General features: G+C 72.6%; 16 protein-coding genes, 2 pseudogenes and 1 riboswitch. Of the genes and pseudogenes, 7 read left to right on the top strand and 11 right to left on the bottom strand.

The features are described from left to right. Positions 1 to 27 precede the first annotated feature (27 nt). Positions 28 to 567 carry a TIGR00730 family Rossman fold protein gene (locus ACF1AL_RS30020; RefSeq protein WP_366839447.1) on the bottom strand — a complete coding sequence of 180 codons (540 nt, stop codon included), beginning with the start codon at positions 565 to 567 and terminating at the stop codon, positions 28 to 30. Between the two features lie 51 nt (positions 568 to 618). On the opposite strand from ACF1AL_RS30020, the gene ACF1AL_RS30015 reads away from it, so the two are divergent. Both ACF1AL_RS30015 and ACF1AL_RS30010 read left to right on the top strand, forming a co-directional pair. After that, positions 619 to 942, top strand: a complete 324-nt coding sequence (locus ACF1AL_RS30015; protein ID WP_384212966.1) for a DUF427 domain-containing protein — start codon at positions 619 to 621, stop codon at positions 940 to 942. 37 nt (positions 943 to 979) lie between these two features. Further along, on the top strand, positions 980 to 1,798 hold the full coding sequence (locus ACF1AL_RS30010) for an alpha/beta fold hydrolase (protein ID WP_391828191.1): 819 nt from the start codon (positions 980 to 982) through the stop codon (positions 1,796 to 1,798). Positions 1,799 to 1,870: 72 nt separating this feature from the next. Here ACF1AL_RS30010 and mnmA read toward each other — a convergent pair whose 3' ends face one another. Beyond that, the gene (gene mnmA, locus ACF1AL_RS30005) at positions 1,871 to 3,001 is read right to left on the bottom strand and encodes a tRNA 2-thiouridine(34) synthase MnmA (protein ID WP_366839445.1); all 1,131 of its coding nucleotides are present in this window, start codon (positions 2,999 to 3,001) and stop codon (positions 1,871 to 1,873) included. A gap of 60 nt (positions 3,002 to 3,061) precedes the next feature. Here mnmA and ACF1AL_RS30000 point away from each other — a divergent pair, with 60 nt between their 5' ends. Next, positions 3,062 to 3,721, top strand: coding sequence for an N-acetylmuramoyl-L-alanine amidase (locus tag ACF1AL_RS30000; protein WP_391828189.1), 660 nt, complete (start codon positions 3,062 to 3,064; stop codon positions 3,719 to 3,721). 68 nt (positions 3,722 to 3,789) lie between these two features. Then, positions 3,790 to 3,961, top strand: a riboswitch (TPP riboswitch). Between the two features lie 39 nt (positions 3,962 to 4,000). On the opposite strand, the gene ACF1AL_RS29995 is transcribed toward ACF1AL_RS30000, so the two are convergent. The 3 genes from ACF1AL_RS29995 to ACF1AL_RS29985 form a co-directional block, all read right to left on the bottom strand. Next, entirely contained in the window at positions 4,001 to 5,170 is a 1,170-nt protein-coding gene (locus ACF1AL_RS29995; RefSeq protein WP_391698145.1) for a cysteine desulfurase family protein, read from the bottom strand. A gap of 131 nt (positions 5,171 to 5,301) precedes the next feature. Next, positions 5,302 to 5,568: a DUF4190 domain-containing protein gene (locus ACF1AL_RS29990; RefSeq protein WP_366839442.1), complete on the bottom strand. Its 267-nt coding sequence runs from the start codon at positions 5,566 to 5,568 to the stop codon at positions 5,302 to 5,304. Positions 5,569 to 5,618: 50 nt separating this feature from the next. Then, positions 5,619 to 5,786 carry a hypothetical protein gene (locus tag ACF1AL_RS29985; RefSeq protein ID WP_366839441.1) on the bottom strand — a complete coding sequence of 56 codons (168 nt, stop codon included), beginning with the start codon at positions 5,784 to 5,786 and terminating at the stop codon, positions 5,619 to 5,621. A 132-nt stretch (positions 5,787 to 5,918) separates the two neighbouring features. Here ACF1AL_RS29985 and ACF1AL_RS29980 point away from each other — a divergent pair, with 132 nt between their 5' ends. Continuing rightward, positions 5,919 to 6,545 carry a TetR family transcriptional regulator gene (locus tag ACF1AL_RS29980; protein WP_386419419.1) on the top strand — a complete coding sequence of 209 codons (627 nt, stop codon included), beginning with the start codon at positions 5,919 to 5,921 and terminating at the stop codon, positions 6,543 to 6,545. Between the two features lie 72 nt (positions 6,546 to 6,617). Here ACF1AL_RS29980 and ACF1AL_RS29975 read toward each other — a convergent pair whose 3' ends face one another. Continuing rightward, complete coding sequence (locus ACF1AL_RS29975; RefSeq protein ID WP_391828187.1) at positions 6,618 to 7,580, bottom strand: helix-turn-helix transcriptional regulator; 963 nt, start codon at positions 7,578 to 7,580, stop codon at positions 6,618 to 6,620. Positions 7,581 to 7,681: 101 nt separating this feature from the next. Between ACF1AL_RS29975 and ACF1AL_RS29970 the strand changes: the two genes are divergently transcribed. Then, complete coding sequence (locus ACF1AL_RS29970) at positions 7,682 to 8,269, top strand: TIGR03086 family metal-binding protein (protein WP_391698142.1); 588 nt, start codon at positions 7,682 to 7,684, stop codon at positions 8,267 to 8,269. On the opposite strand, the gene ACF1AL_RS29965 is transcribed toward ACF1AL_RS29970, so the two are convergent. Then, complete coding sequence (locus ACF1AL_RS29965; RefSeq protein WP_391828185.1) at positions 8,256 to 9,116, bottom strand: thioesterase family protein; 861 nt, start codon at positions 9,114 to 9,116, stop codon at positions 8,256 to 8,258. The two genes, ACF1AL_RS29970 and ACF1AL_RS29965, sit on opposite strands and share 14 nt — an antisense overlap. A gap of 154 nt (positions 9,117 to 9,270) precedes the next feature. Between ACF1AL_RS29965 and ACF1AL_RS29960 the strand changes: the two genes are divergently transcribed. Then, positions 9,271 to 10,509, top strand: coding sequence for an alpha/beta hydrolase-fold protein (locus ACF1AL_RS29960; protein WP_366839436.1), 1,239 nt, complete (start codon positions 9,271 to 9,273; stop codon positions 10,507 to 10,509). 34 nt (positions 10,510 to 10,543) lie between these two features. On the opposite strand, the gene ACF1AL_RS29955 is transcribed toward ACF1AL_RS29960, so the two are convergent. After that, positions 10,544 to 11,200 (bottom strand): trimeric intracellular cation channel family protein, encoded by a 657-nt coding sequence (locus ACF1AL_RS29955; protein WP_366839435.1) that lies wholly within the window; start codon positions 11,198 to 11,200, stop codon positions 10,544 to 10,546. Between the two features lie 82 nt (positions 11,201 to 11,282). On the opposite strand from ACF1AL_RS29955, the pseudogene ACF1AL_RS29950 reads away from it, so the two are divergent. After that, positions 11,283 to 11,450: pseudogene (locus ACF1AL_RS29950) on the top strand (pentapeptide repeat-containing protein); the annotation flags it as partial. 336 nt (positions 11,451 to 11,786) lie between these two features. Here ACF1AL_RS29950 and ACF1AL_RS29945 read toward each other — a convergent pair. The 3 genes and pseudogenes from ACF1AL_RS29945 to ACF1AL_RS29935 all read right to left on the bottom strand — a co-directional run. Beyond that, positions 11,787 to 12,698: pseudogene (locus tag ACF1AL_RS29945) on the bottom strand (ABC transporter ATP-binding protein); the annotation flags it as partial. 119 nt (positions 12,699 to 12,817) lie between these two features. Then, positions 12,818 to 13,915, bottom strand: a complete 1,098-nt coding sequence (locus ACF1AL_RS29940; RefSeq protein WP_391779445.1) for an ABC transporter ATP-binding protein — start codon at positions 13,913 to 13,915, stop codon at positions 12,818 to 12,820. Beyond that, complete coding sequence (locus tag ACF1AL_RS29935) at positions 13,912 to 14,910, bottom strand: ABC transporter permease (protein ID WP_391657099.1); 999 nt, start codon at positions 14,908 to 14,910, stop codon at positions 13,912 to 13,914. Before ACF1AL_RS29935 ends, ACF1AL_RS29940 begins: the two co-directional genes overlap by 4 nt. Positions 14,911 to 15,019 lie beyond the last annotated feature (109 nt).

Below are 15,019 nucleotides of genomic sequence, written 5' to 3'. Positions count from 1 at the left end.
CGCCGGGCGGCGCCGGGGCGCGCCGGGTCAGGCGATGCCCTGGCTCTCCTCCAGGTAGGCCAGGGCGCCCACCGGCTCCTCGGCGAAGAAGACCAGCTCGTTGAGGGGGCGGGGCAGGAAGCCCTCGTCCTCCATGCGGCGGAACTGCTCCTTGAGGCCGTCGTAGAAGCCCTCGGTGTTCAGCAGCACCACCGGCTTGTCGGTGTGGCCGTGCTTCTTCAGCTCCAGGATCTCGGTGGCCTCGTCGAGCGTGCCCGTGCCGCCCACCATGATCACCACCGCGTCGGCCTTCTCCAGCAGCAGCCGCTTGCGCTCCGCGAGGTCCTTCGCGATCACCATGTCGTCGACGCCCGGGCGGACCTTGGCCGCCAGGAAGTCCACGGAGACCCCACACAGCCGTCCTCCGGCCTCGTGCACGCCGTCGGCGACGACCTTCATCAGGCCGACGTCCGAGCCGCCCCAGACGAGGGTGTGGCCGCCCTTGCCGAGCAGTTCGGCGAACTGCCGGGCGGGAGTGGTGTAGCGGTCGTCGAGGTCGGCGGCGGAGAGGAAGACGCAGATACGCATGCCGTCCACCGTACGCGGGAAGAAGCGGCGCCCGGGAAGCGCTCCCCCTGTATGGCCCAGGGACACACCATCACCATCGAGCTCAGCGACCGGCACGTGCGCGTGGTGCACGACGGTCACGTCCTGGCGGAGAGCGACCGCGCGCTCGTGCTGCGGGAGACCGGCTGCCCGCCGCGCTACTACCTGCCCGCCGAGGACGTCCGGCTGGACCTCCTGACCCCCTCCGACACGCACACCTACTGCCCGTTCAAGGGCACGGCGTCCTACTGGTCGCTGCCCGGCGCGCCCGACCTCGTGTGGTCCTACCCGGACCCGAAACCGGACGTGGCGCAGATCGCGAACCACCTCTGCTTCTACGAGGTGGAAGTGTCGTGACCGTCTGACCGCTCCTTCTGCGGCAGTCTGCTCTGCCATGGAGAAGAAGGAGAAGGAGAATCAGGACGGCCGGACCGGGCTGACGGTGGTGTCGCGCGACGGAACCCGCATCGCCGGCACGCGCTACGGCGACGGCCCGGCCGTCGTCCTGGTGAGCGGCGCGATGTCCACCGGCGGCACGCTGGCCCCGCTCGCCGAGCGACTGGCGCGGCACTGCACGGCGGTGGTGTACGACCGGCGGGGCCGCGGCGAGAGCGGCGACACGGAGCCGTACGCGGTGGAACGGGAGGTCGAGGACCTCGCCGCGCTGATCGACGCTCTGGGCGGCGAGGCGGCCCTGTTCGGCGTCTCCTCGGGCGGCGCGCTGGTGCTCCGGGCGGCGGCGAGCGGACTGCCGGTGCGTCAGGCCGGGGTCTACGAGGTGCCGTTCGCGGACTTCCTGGAGGGCGGCGCGGAGCGGCACGCCGCGTACCGGCGCGACCTGACCGCGGCGCTGTCGGACGGGCGGCGCGGGGACGCGGTGGAGCTGTTCCTGCGGCTGACCGGCCTCGGCGAGGAGGTCATCCGGGGTGCGCGGCAGTCCCCGATGTGGGCCGGGATGGAGGCGATCGCCCCGAGCCTGGCCCACGACGCCGAGGTCATGGGCGACGGGCTGCTCCCCCACGACCGGGTCGCCGAGGTCACCACGCCCCTGCTGGTGGTCGCCGGCGGGGCGAGCCCGGCGTGGATGCGCGAGGCGAACCGCGCGGTCGCCGAGGCGGCACCCGGCGGCGACTTCCGCGTCCTGGAGGGCCAGACCCACATGGTGGAGCCGGACGTCCTGGGCCCGGTGCTGACGGAGTTCTTCTGCGCCTAGGCGGCCGCGCGGCGGCGTCGGAACCTCGCGGGCCGTCCCGTGCGCCCGCGTCAGGCTCGCCGTGCGTGCGGGTCAGGCCACGTCCGCCGTCGCGCGCGTGGTCGCGGCGATCGTCGCCGAGCCCACCACGCGCGTGCCGTCGTACAGGACGATGGCCTGGCCGGGGGCCACGCCGCGGACCGGCTCGGCGAAGGTGACCCGCAGCTCGCCGTCGACGAGTTCCGCGCTCACCTCGGTCTCGCCGCCGTGGGCGCGCAGCTGGGCGGTGTACGTGCCGGGGCCGGAGGGCGCGGTGCCGCACCAGCGGGGCTTGATCGCGGTGAGCGCGGTGACGTCGAGGGCGTCGGCCGGGCCGACCGTCACGGTGTTGGTCACCGGGGAGATGTCGAGGACGTACCGGGGCTTGCCGTCGGGCGCCGGGGTGCCGATGCGCAGGCCCTTGCGCTGGCCGATGGTGAAGCCGTACGCGCCCTCGTGCGTGCCGAGCTTGGTGCCGGACTCGTCGACGATGTCGCCCTCGGCCTTGCCCAGGCGCCGGGCGAGGAAGCCCTGAGTGTCGCCGTCGGCGATGAAGCAGATGTCGTGCGAGTCGGGCTTCTTGGCGACGGCCAGGCCCCGGCGCTCGGCCTCCGCGCGGATCTCCTCCTTGGTGGTGACCGTGTCGCCGAGCGGGAACATCGCGTGCGCCAGCTGCCGGTCGTCCAGCACACCGAGCACGTACGACTGGTCCTTGGCCATGTCGGAGGCGCGGTGCAGCTCGCGGGTGCCGTCCTCGCGCACGATCACCTTGGCGTAGTGGCCGGTGCAGACGGCGTCGAAGCCGAGCGCGAGCGCCTTGTCGAGCAGCGCCGCGAACTTGATCTTCTCGTTGCAGCGCAGGCACGGGTTCGGGGTGCGGCCGGCCTCGTACTCGGCGACGAAGTCCTCGACGACGTCCTCGCGGAAGCGGTCGGCGAGGTCCCACACGTAGAAGGGGATGCCGATGACGTCCGCGGCGCGGCGGGCGTCCCGGGAGTCCTCGATGGTGCAGCAGCCCCGCGCGCCCGTGCGGAAGGACTGCGGGTTCGCGGAGAGCGCGAGGTGCACGCCGGTGACGTCGTGGCCCGCCTCGGCGGCACGGGCCGCGGCGACGGCGGAGTCGACGCCGCCCGACATGGCGGCCAGGACGCGGAGGGGGCGGGTGCGCTGCGGGGTGTCAGTCATAGCCCCTCCAGGGTACGGGGGCGCGGGAACCGGGACCGCCGGATATGCGTTCACGCTCATATGGGGGAGGCGAAGAGCGACACGGACCGGCGGATCGGGCGGCGCGCCCTGCTCCTCGGCGGTGCGGCGGCCGCCGTGGGCACCGGGCTGCTGGCCCGGGACGAGCTGGCGCATCTGTGGTGGCGGCTGCCGGGGGTGGAGAAGCCGCGGGTGGCGGGCGCGGTGGACTTCCGGGGCGCCCTGTGGGTGGCGGCGTCCACGGCGAACTACCGCCGGGCCGACCGCCCCGACGACTACCCGATCGACCGGGTGGTCGTGCATGTCACACAGGGCGGCTACGGCAGCGCGGTGAAGGTGTTCCAGGACCCGGGCCACAAGGCGGCAGCGCACTACATCGTCCGCAAGGACGGGCGGGTCACGCAGATGATCCGCGAGCTGGACGTGGCCTTCCACGCGGGCAACCGGGAGTACAACGAGCGCAGCGTCGGCATCGAGCACGAGGGGTTCGTGGACCGCCCGCAGGACTTCACGGACGCGATGTACGCCGCGTCGGCGCGGCTGACGGCCGGGATCTGCCGGCGGTACCGCATACCCGTCGACCGGGAGCACATCATCGGCCATGTCGAGGTGCCGGGCACGGACCACACGGACCCCGGGCCGCACTGGGACTGGGAGCGCTATCTGGGGCTGGTGCGACGGGCGAGCACCGCTCCGGCATGAGCGGCGAAAAAAGCCGGACTTCACCCCTTCCGCCCCGCTTCGGGCGTTCTATTCTGAATACAGGCCTACGAGGCGAGTGAGGGAGTCCGACCGGAGTAGCCGACTTGAGCGTGAAGCCCCGGCTTCCGCTGAGGCCGACGTCGACGGTCGGGCTGAGAGGCCGGAAGGTTTCCGACCGGAAGGCGACCCCCAGCACCTGATCCGGGCAATACCGGCGAAGGGAACCCGTCTCGTAGGTCGCTCGCGTGTCCGGGCCGGCTCGCGTGTCCGGGGCCGGTCCTAGGTGAGGCCCGCCGCGCGGGCCCGTTCCACCGCGGGGCCGATGGCCTTCGCCAGCGCCTCGACATCGGCCTCGGTGGAGGTGTGGCCGAGGGAGAAGCGCAGAGTGCCGCGGGCCAGGTCGGGGTCGGCGCCGGTGGCGAGCAGGACATGGCTGGGCTGGGCGACGCCCGCGGTGCAGGCGGAGCCGGTGGAGCACTCGATGCCCTGGGCGTCCAGCAGGAGCAGCAGGGAGTCGCCCTCGCAGCCGGGGAAGGTGAAGTGGGCGTTGGCCGGCAGCCGGCCCTCGGGCGCCGGGTCGCCGCCCAGAAGGGCGTCCGGCACGGCCGCCCGCACCGCTTCGATCAACTGGTCGCGCAGGGCGCCGATCTCGCGGGCGAACCATTCCCGCTGCTCGGCCGCGAGCCTGCCGGCGACCGCGAAGGAGGCGATCGCGGGGACGTCGAGCGTGCCGGAGCGGACGTGGCGCTCCTGGCCGCCGCCGTGCAGGACGGGCACGGGGCTGTACTCGCGGCCGAGCAGCAGCGCGCCGATGCCGTAGGGGCCGCCGATCTTGTGGCCGGACACGGTCATCGCGGCGAGGCCGGAGGCGGCGAAGTCGACCGGGACCTGGCCGAAGGCCTGGACCGCGTCGGAGTGCAGCGGGACGCCGAACTCGGCGGCGACCTCGGCGAGTTCACGGATCGGCAGCAGGGTGCCGATCTCGTTGTTCGCCCACATGACCGTGGCCAGGGCGACGTCGCCGGGGTTGCGGGCGATCGCCTCGCGCAGCGCGTCGGGGTGGACCCGGCCGTAGCGGTCCACCGGGAGGTACTCGACGGTGGCGCCCTCGTGTTCGCCGAGCCAGTGCACGGCGTCCAGGACGGCGTGGTGCTCGACGGGGCTGGCGAGGACCCGGGTGCGGGCCGGGTCGGCGTCGCGGCGAGCCCAGTACAGGCCCTTGACCGCGAGGTTGTCGGCCTCGGTGCCGCCGGAGGTGAAAACCACCTCGCTGGGGCGGGCGCCGAGGGCCTCGGCGAGGGTCTCGCGGGCCTCCTCGACGGTGCGGCGTGCCCGGCGGCCGGACGCGTGGAGGGACGAGGCGTTGCCCGTGACGCCCAGCTGGGCGGTCAGGGCCTCTGCCGCCTCCGGGAGCATCGGCGTGGTCGCGGCGTGGTCGAGGTAAGCCATGGTGACGCCGATTCTACGGGGCCGCCCCGGCCGGCTTCAGCGGTGCGTCGCGCCACGGCCACGCAGGGCGCCGGCGGCGCGCGACCGTGCCGTACGCCCGCTCACGGCTCCACGGCCGTGCCCTGCGTCCGCTAGAAGCTCCAGGACACCGAGTGGTCGGCCTGCATGAAGGCGACGAGGACGATCAGGTCGGCGACACCCAGGGCCAGGCCCAGGTACGCGCGGCCGCGGCGAGGCGTGCCGCGCCACAGGGCGACGGAGGCCAGGGCGATGGCGATGGGGCCGAGGAAGAGGTTGAGGACGAGCAGACCCAGCAGGCCGAGGACGAACGAGGCGACGGCCATGCCCTCGGTGTCGCGGGTCCCGGTGCGGCGTTCGGCCGGTGCGGTCAGTTGCATGGTGGGCTCCCGACGATCGGAGTTGGCGGTGGTGGCGGACGGGCGGGCGGTCACCGGGTCGGTGTGCCGCGCCGGCGGGCGTGGCGCTCGCGGACGGCGAAGACGGCCAGCCAGACCGCGATGACGACGGCCGCGACGGCGGTGAAGGACAGCGGCGCGTGGGCCACGGTGCCCATGACCACACCGAGGAGCAGAAGGGCCGCTACGAGGAAGAGCATGGGATGAATCCCCCTCCGAGATGCTCTCGTGAAGTTTCGGTGAACGGTTGTAGTTACAGTTGTTCACTGACTCCTTAGTCTAGCGCGCCGGACGGCTTTCCAATTCCGGAGAACAGTTGTTAACTGCATGGCATGAGTCACACCCTCGGCATCCGGCAGGCCCAGAAACAGAAGACCCGGCAGGCGCTCCTGGACGCGGCGCTCGGACTCCTGGCGGACCAGAGCCTGAGCAGCGTGGGTCTGCGTGAGGTCACCCGCGCCGTCGGCGTCGCCCCGACCGCCTTCTACCGCCACTTCCGCTCCATCGCGGATCTGGGCGTGGCGCTGGTCGAGGAGGCGCTGGGCAGCCTCCATCCGATGATCCGGACCACGGTGTCCACGGCGGGCGACCACGAGGAACGCATCGTGCGCGCCGTAGAACTGATCGCCCGTCATGTGGACGCGTACCCCGCACATGTCCGGTTTATCGCCCGGGAACGACACGGCGGGGTGCAGCCGGTGCGGGAGGCCATCCGTGACCAACTGGCCCGGTTCGCCGAGGAGGTGAAGGCCGAGCTGGCCAAGGACCCGGTCTCGCGGGGCTGGAGCGACGACGACCTGCTGATGCTCGCCACGCTCTACGTCGACCAGATGCTCATCACCGCCTCCCTGTTCCTGGAGTCCCTGGAGGGGCCCGCCGGGGAACGGGAGCGGGTCACCGAGGTCGCGACCCGGCAGATGCGGCTCATCACCATCGGCCGCCGGCACTGGCTCGACTGACCGGAACTCAGCCGCCGGCACCGGCCCGGCCGACCGGCGGCCGGGCTCCGGCACCGGCCCGCCCGGCCGGGCTCAGCCGCCGTCGTACAGGGCCGCCACGGACCGTGCCGCCCGGGCCAGTTCCTCGCGGGCCTCGGGCGGGGAGAGGACCTCGACGCGGTCGGAGAAGGCGAGCAGCTGGCGGGTCTCGGCGACGACGCCGTACGACAGGCGGGCCGTCACCCAGTCGCCGCGGCCGTCGTCGTCGGGGAGCGCGACGAGCGCGGAGGCCGTCAGCCGCAGGAACATGTCGAGCCGGTCGCGCCGGACCCGGACGACCACCTCCAGGCCGCCCGGCCGCTCCTCCACCTGGCGGCGCAGCACCTCCCAGACGTCGGCGAGTTCGACCCCGGGCCGCCGCCGCACCGGATCGTCCAGCAGGGTCGCCGAGCGCACCCGGTCGGCGCGGAACAGCCGGGGCGCGCCCCGCCGGTCCGCGACGAGGTACCAGACGCCCGCCTTGGACACCAGGCCGTAGGGGTCGACGGTGTAGGTGCGCGGCTCGCTCGCGCCGCTGTGCCGGTAGCGCAGCCTGAGGCGGCGGTCGGCGAACACGGCGTCCTGCAGCACGTCCAGGTCGGAGGCCTGCCGCGGGCCGCCGCGCCAGCGGGTGGCGTCGACCAGGATGCGCCGGCTGGTCACCTCGGCGGCCGGGCGGTGCGGGGCCGGCAGCGCGGCCATCACCTTGCGCAGGGCCGAGCCCAGCGCGGCGTCCAGCCCGAGCGCCGCGTGCGCGCCCTGGGCGGCCAGGATGAACAGGGCCCGGGACTCGTCGGCGGTCAGGCCCGTGACGTCCGTGCGGAAGCCGGCGAGCAGCCGGATGCCGCCGTGCCGGCCGCGGTCGGCGTAGACGGGGACGCCGGCGGCGGACAGCGCCTCGATGTCGCGGTAGATCGTGCGCACCGACACCTCCAGCCGCTCGGCGAGTTCGTGCGCGGGGACACGGCCGCGGGTCTGCAACAGCAGCAGGATCGACAGCAGGCGGTCGGACTTCACGGCCCCAGGATCGCGCCCCGGGAGAGCCGCCTGCAAATGCTGACGGGAACTGTCAGGTTAGGGGCCGAGCATCGGCGTACCGACCGACAGAGAGGTATGCGATGAACGCCATCGACCCGCGCCCCGTCTACGCCCGCGCCACCGAGCAGGCCGCCGCCCTGATCCGCACCGTCCGGCCCGGGCAGCTGGACGGGCCCACCCCGTGCACCGAGTTCGACGTACGGCGGCTGCTGAGCCACATGGTCGGCGGCACGCTGCGGATCGCGGTGATCGGCGAGGGCGGCGACGGCATGGCCGTGCACCCGTTCGCCGAGGGGGTGGAGGACGCCGGCTGGCCGGAGGCCTACGACGAGGTGCGCAGCCGCGCGCTGAAGGCCTGGGAGCCCGACGCGCGGATGGCGTCGGCGGTGCGGGTGCCGTGGGGCGAGGTGCCCGGGTGGCAGGCGCTGTCCGGGTACGTCATGGAGATCGTCACCCACACCTGGGACCTGTCCGAGGCCGTCGGGCACCCGCTCCCGCTCGACCCGGAGCCGGCCGCCTTCGCGCTGGCCACGGCCCGGCGGGTGCTGCCCGAGGAGCCCCGCGGCGGCGACACGCCGTTCGAGCGGGTGCGGCCGGCTCCCGAGGGGGCGGACGACTACACCCGTCTCGCGGCCTGGCTGGGCCGGGACCCGCTCAGCCGAGCCTGACCCGGGCCAGCTGGCGGGACTGGGCGACCAGGCGGTCCGCGCTGTCCCAGACCTCGGCGTCCTCCTCCAGGAAGCCGCCGGCGAGGTTGCGGGTGGTGATGGCCACCCGCAGCGGACCGGAGGCCGGGCGGGCGCGCACGTGGACGGTCAGCTCGACCGTGGGCACCCAGCCCTTGAGGCCCATCTCGAAGGCGGTGGGCGGCAGGGCGTCCACCGCGAGCAGCAGGGAGAGCGGGTCGGGGTCGCGGCCGTCGGCCAGGCCGAACCAGGCCCGCATCTCGCCCTTGCCGGACGGCTGCCCCAGCGCCCAGCCGAGGGTGGCGGGGTCCAGCTTCAGCATCAGCCGGTCGGTGATGGCGGAGCTGCCCTCGACCGGGGCCGGGCCGTCCTCGGGTCCGAAGCAGTGCTCCATGGGCGGCAGGGACGGCGGCTTCGCCGTGGTGCGCACGTCGTCGGGGAGCGCGGCCAGGTCGCCGTAGGAGGCGAGGACGCGGATGCGCTCCACCTCGCGGCCCTCGTCGTCGTACTGGAAGAGGGAGGCCTGCCCGGTGGACAGGGTCCGCCCGGCGCGCACGACGTCGGTGCGGATGACCGCGGGGCCGGGCTGGGAGGCGGTGAGGTAGTGCGCGGAGACGGTGAAGGGGTCCGGGTGCGGCAGGGTGTCGGCCAGGGCCCGGCCGAGCACGGCCAGCAGATAGCCGCCGTTGACGGCGTTGATGATCGTCCAGCCGGCCGAGAGGTCGATGTCGTGGACACCGGGGGCGCGGCGGGTGACGGCGGTGTCGCGGTCGAACTCGCTGTCGCCGATCGTGGCCCGGCGGGCGGCTTCGGAAGCTGCTTCTGGCATGCCATGAACGGTACAACAGCTAACTACTAAGCGGTAGCTTTTCTCCGCTCGAACGGCCTGACGCACCGCCGCCCAGGTGAGGCTTCGGCAATTAAACGGTAAGTGTCCGTACTGGTCCGTAAACCTTCTGGGCGTTATCGCCCTCTCTAGGGATATGAGCCTCACCGGGACTCCGTTCCTCTACCTCTTGATCGTGCTGGCCGTGGTGGCCGTGCTCGTTCCTCTGGTCCTGTGGTCACGGCTGCGCGGACCGAAGGCCCTGCGCGCCGCGGCCCGGCTGCTGATGCTGCTGTTCGCCCAGGGCACCGCCGTGGCCCTGGTGTTCGTCCTGGTCAACAACTCCAACAACCTGTACGACAACTGGGACGACCTGCTCGGCACCGGCGACCACGTCCACCAGGCCGCCGACCTGGGCGCGAACGGCACCGGCAACATCGCCCTGGACAAGCTGCCCAAGGTGAAGCAGAAGTTCAGCCCCGCGACCGGGCCCGGGATGCGCGCGGCCGGCGGGGTGCAGGTCACGCAGCTCAAGGGACAGGTGTCCGGGGTGGACGCCGAGGTCTACGTCTGGCTGCCGCCGCAGTACAGCCTGCCCAACTGGCGGCACTACAGGTTCCCGGTCGTCGAGGTCCTGCCCGGCTACCCCGGCTCGGCGAAGGCCTGGTTCGGCTCGATGAAGGCGCACGAGCAGCTGCTGCCGCTGATGCGCTCCGGCGAGGTCGCTCCGTTCATCCTGGTCGCGCCGCGCACCAACCTGCTGGCCGGCGTCGACACCGGCTGCGCCAACATCCCCGGCACCGTCAACGCCGACACCTGGCTCAGCGTCGACGTGCCGAAGATGGTCATGGACAACTTCCGCACCCAGCCGGCGCCGGGCGGCTGGGCGGTCGCCGGGTACTCCGCGGGCGCGCACTGCGCGGCCAAGCTCGCCGTCGCCCACCCCGACCGCTACCGGGCGGCCGTGAGTCTGTCCGGCTACAACGACCCGATCGGCGAGAGCAACTCCCTCGCCGCGCAGACGCCCGCGCTGCGCGCCGCGAACAACCCGCTGGTGCTGCTGCGCAGGGCCAAGGTGCCGCCGCAGATCGCCCTCTACCTCTCCGGCCAGCCGCGCGACGGCTACGAGGCCGCCCTGGCGCTGAAGCAGGCCGCGAAGGCGCCCACGACCGTGCACGTGGTCTACCTGCCGCGGACCGCCGGCGGGCACACGATGGCGCTGTGGAAGCCCCAGGTGGACACCGTCTTCCGCTGGCTGTCGGTGCAGATGGGCAAGCACGGCGTCCGGGACCACACGCCGCCCGCTCCCCCGTCGAAGTCCGGCGGCGCCGGTTCCACCCGGGCGGAGCTGGCCAGCGGGAGCCCGTCGCGGGCTGCCGCCGGGCGCAAGGAGTAGCCCCGGCCCCGGTCGCCCCGGCTCCCCCGCTCCCCTACTCCTCCGTGACCGTCGACCGGCGGTTCCACGCGCGCGGCGCCCGCCAGTGGAACCGCATCGCCAGCAGGCGCAGGACGAACGCGGTGAGGGCGGCGAGGCCGCTGGCCAGGGGGGTGAGCGCGTCGTAGCGGATGCACAGGGCGACCATGGTGGAGCCGACGATCGCCGGGACCGCGTACAGGTCGCGGTCCCAGCGCAGCAGCGACGGCACCTCGTTGGCGAGCACGTCGCGCAGCACGCCGCCGCCCACGGCGGTCGCCAGTCCCAGGGTGGCCGAGGCGGTCAGGCCCAGCCCGTAGGCGTACGCCTTCGTCGTCCCGGCGACGCAGAACAGGCCGAGGCCGGCCGCGTCGAAGACGAGCACGGCCGCCTGGATCCGCTCGACGTGCGGGTGCAGGAAGACGACCACGAGCGCGGCGAGCAGCGGGGTGAGGAAGTAGCCGAGGTCGGTGAAGGCGGCCGGCGGCACCGCGCCGATGATCAGGTCCCGGAACAGTCCGCCGCCCAGCGCGGTGACCTCGGCGAGGACGGCGATGCCGAACACGTCGAAGTTCTTGCGCACGGCCAGCAGCGCACCGGAGATGGCGAAGACGAAGATGCCGACCAGGTCGAGCGTGTGCTGGACGGAGGGGCTGAAAAGCTGCGGGATCACCCGAACATTCTGACGTGCCGCGGGGCGTGCACCTGGCAAAGCAAGGCGCACGCCCCCTGAGCGGCTACGTGTCGGACTTGCCCTGGGACTTGCCCTCGGGCTTCCCGGACTTCCCCGTGGCGTCCTGCCCGCCGGCGGCCGGGGCGTCCCCGCCGGACTCCGCGGCGGCCTGCGGCGCGTCGCCGTCCGTCTCCGCGGCGTCCGCCTCCGCGGCGCCCGGCTCCGCGGCGCCCGGCTCTGCGGCGCCCGGCTCCTCGCCGTCCGTCTCCGCGGCGGCCGGCTCCCCGGCGTCCGCCTCCGCGGCCTCCGGCTCCCCGGCCTCCGACGGGGCGGCCTCCGCGGCGGCCTCCGGCTCGACCGCGTCCGCAGCGGCCGGCGACGACGTCTCCGTCGCCTCCTCACCGGCGGTGTCCTGGGCCACCTCGGCCGCCACCGCCGCCGACGTCTCCGCCGACTCGGCGAGGACCTCGTCGGCCACCAGCTCCGCGGCCTCCTTGGCCACGGTCAGCAGGACGGTGTCCTGCGGCTGCTGGTCCTCGAAGTTCTCCGGGTGGTGGCAGGCCACCCGCTGCCCCGGCCGCAGCTCGGCCAGCGGCGGCTCGGTCGTCGCGCAGATCTGCGTCGCCTTCCAGCACCGGGTGTGGAAGCGGCAGCCGCTCGGCGGCGAGATCGGCGAGGGCACGTCGCCCTTGAGCAGGATGCGCTCGCTCTTGGCGTTCTTGCGCCGCGGGTCCGGGATCGGCACCGCCGACATCAGCGCCTTGGTGTACGGGTGCATCGGCGACCGGTACAGCTGGTCGCGGTCGGCCAGCTCGACGATCTTGCCGAGGTACATCACCGCGATCCGGTCCGACACGTGCCGCACGACGGACAGGTCGTGCGCGATGATCACGTACGTCAGGCCCAGCTCCTGCTGGAGGTCGTCCAGCAGGTTCACCACCTGGGCCTGGATCGACACGTCCAGCGCGGAGACCGGCTCGTCGGCCACCACGAGCTTGGGGCTCAGGGCGAGCGCGCGGGCGATGCCGATGCGCTGGCGCTGGCCGCCGGAGAACTCGTGCGGGTAGCGGTTGTAGTGCTCGGGGTTGAGCCCGACCACCGACAGCAGCCGCTGCACCTCCTTCTTGACGCCGCCCTCGGGCGTGACGCCCTGGAGCTTGAAGGGGGCGCCGACGATGGTGCCGATGGTGTGGCGCGGGTTCAGCGACGAGTACGGGTCCTGGAAGATCATCTGCACGTCGCGGCGCATGGGGCGCATGCCCGCCACCCCGAGGTGCGTGATGTCCTTGCCCTCGAACTCGACGGTGCCGCCGGTCGGTTCGAGCAGCCGGGTGATCAGCCGGCCCATCGTCGACTTGCCGCAGCCGGACTCGCCGACCACGCCCAGGGTCTCGCCGCGGCGCACCTCGAAGTCGATGCCGTCCACCGCGTGGACCGCGCCGACCTGCCGCTGGAACAGGCCCTTCTTGATCGGGAAGTGCTTCTGCAGCCCCGTCACCTTCAGCAGGATGTCGCCCTCGGCGGCGTCCTTGGTGAGGGTGGCCGCACCGGCGGCCCGCGGTTTCGTGCCGTCGCTCTGGGCGGGCAGGGTCACGTCCGTGTCCTTGGAGTTCTCGCTCACAGCTTCGGCGCAATCTCTTCGGTCCAGATACGCTCCCGCTGCTCCCTGCTCATGTGGCAGGCGGCCCAGTGCTTGCTGCCGACCTCGGCCAGCTCGGGGCGGACCGTGCGGGTGACGTTGTCCTTGGGGACGTCGGCGTACGGGCAGCGCGGATTGAAGGCGCAGCCGGACGGGACGTTGATGAGGGAGGGCGGGGAGCCCTTGACCGGGATCAGGCGCTCCTGCTGCTCGCGGTCCAGGCGCGGCATCGAGCCGAGCAGGCCCCAGGTGTAGGGGTGGCGGGGCTCGTAGAAGACCTTCTCGGCCGGTCCGCGCTCCACGCAGCGGCCGCCGTACATCACCAGGATGTCGTCGGCCAGCTCGGCGACGACGCCCAGGTCGTGGGTGATGACGATGACCGCGGAGCCGAACTCCGTCTGCAGATCGCGGATCAGGTCCAGGATCTGCGCCTGGACGGTGACGTCCAGGGCGGTGGTCGGCTCGTCCGCGATGAGCAGCTCGGGGTTGTTGACCAGCGACATCGCGATCATCGCGCGCTGGCGCATACCGCCGGAGAACTCGTGCGGGTAGCTGTCCACCCGCTTGTCGGGCTGCGGGATACCCACCCGGTCGAGCATCTCGACCGCGCGCTTGCGGGCGGTCTTCTTGTCGACGTCGTGGTGGACGCGGTACGCCTCCACGATCTGCTGACCGATCGTGAAGTACGGGTGCAGCGCGGACAGCGGGTCCTGGAAGATCATCGACATCTGCCGGCCGCGCAGCTTGCGCACGTGGTCGGGGTCGGCGGACAGCAGCTCGGTGCCGTCCAGCCAGATCTCGCCGGAGATCTGCGCCTTGCGCTTGCCGTACTGGCCGGCGGTGTGCAGGCCCATGATGCCGAGCGAGGTCACCGACTTGCCGGAGCCCGACTCGCCGACGATGCCGAGGGTCTTGCCCTTCTCCAGCTGGAAGCTGAGCCCGTCGACGGACTTCACCAGGCCGTCGTCGGTCGGGAAGTGCACCTTCAGGTCGCGCACTTCGAGGAAGGCCGACGGCGGCGCCGAGGCGGGGGTGGGCTCGCCCACGGCCGCCCCGGTCTTGCTCAGTTCGGTCATGACAGCCTCACTCGGGGGTCGATCACGGCGTACAGGACGTCCACCACGAGGTTGGCGAGGAGCACCGCGAGAGATGTGATCAGGGTGACACCGAGGATGATGGGCAGATCCTGGTTCTTGATGGCGTCGAGCACGGCACGGCCGAGGCCGGGCAGATTGAACGTGGACTCGGTCAGGATGGCTCCGCCGATGAGCGCGCCCAGGTCCATGCCGAGCATGGTCAGCAGCGGGGTCATCGTGGAGCGCATGGCGTGCTTGCCGATGACCGTCTGTTCCTTCAGGCCCTTCGCGCGCGCCGTGCGGATGTAGTCCTCGCCGAGGACCTCCAGCATGGTGGCGCGGGTGATCCGGGCGTACATCGCCGCGTACAGGAAGGCGAGCGTGGCCCAGGGCAGGATCATGCTCTCGAACCAGCGGGCCGGGTTGTCAGCGAACGGCACGTACTGCGAGTTGACCCAGTGCAGTCCGATGTCGAAGACCGCGATGCTGAGCAGACCCGTGAAGTAGATGGGCAGGGAGACACCCGACAGGGCGACGACCATCGCGCCGCGGTCCCACAGGCTGCCCCGCTTCAGGGCGGAGAGGACACCGGCGGCGACACCGAAGATCAGCCACACCACGGCGGCACCGAGCGCGAGTCCCAGGGTCACCGGGAAGCGGTCGGTCAGCACCGGCCAGACCGCCTGCTCGCTCTTGAACGAGTAACCGAAGCACGGTGCGGAGCAGTGGATCACGTCGCCGCCGCCCGAGTACGTGCGGCCGGCGATGATGCCCTTGAAGAACTCCCACACCTGGAGGTAGACCGGGTCGCCGAGGCCGAGCTTCTCCCGCACGCCCTCCACGGCCGCCGGGTCGGCCTGCTTGCCCACGAAGCTCAGGGCGATGTCGACGCCCGCCCACTTGGGGATCAGGAAGAAGATGCAGAACACGGCCAGGATGATGACCACGAGCATCACTACGGCGGCGAACAACCGCCTGATGAGGTAAGCGAGCACAGCTTACGGCCCGCCGCGGGACCGCGGGCCCCGGAGGTCTTCCGGGAGCCCGCGATCACGCCGCGCCGGCCTTCACCTGCCTTTCGTGCCGTTCGGCGGGTGTGCCGGG

Origin of the sequence: Streptomyces sp. NPDC014801 (genome assembly GCF_043082085.1) — a bacterium.
GTDB lineage: Bacteria > Actinomycetota > Actinomycetes > Streptomycetales > Streptomycetaceae > Streptomyces.
The sequence above is the reverse complement of the archived record's forward strand: the minus strand, read 5'-3'. Positions and strand labels throughout refer to the sequence as shown.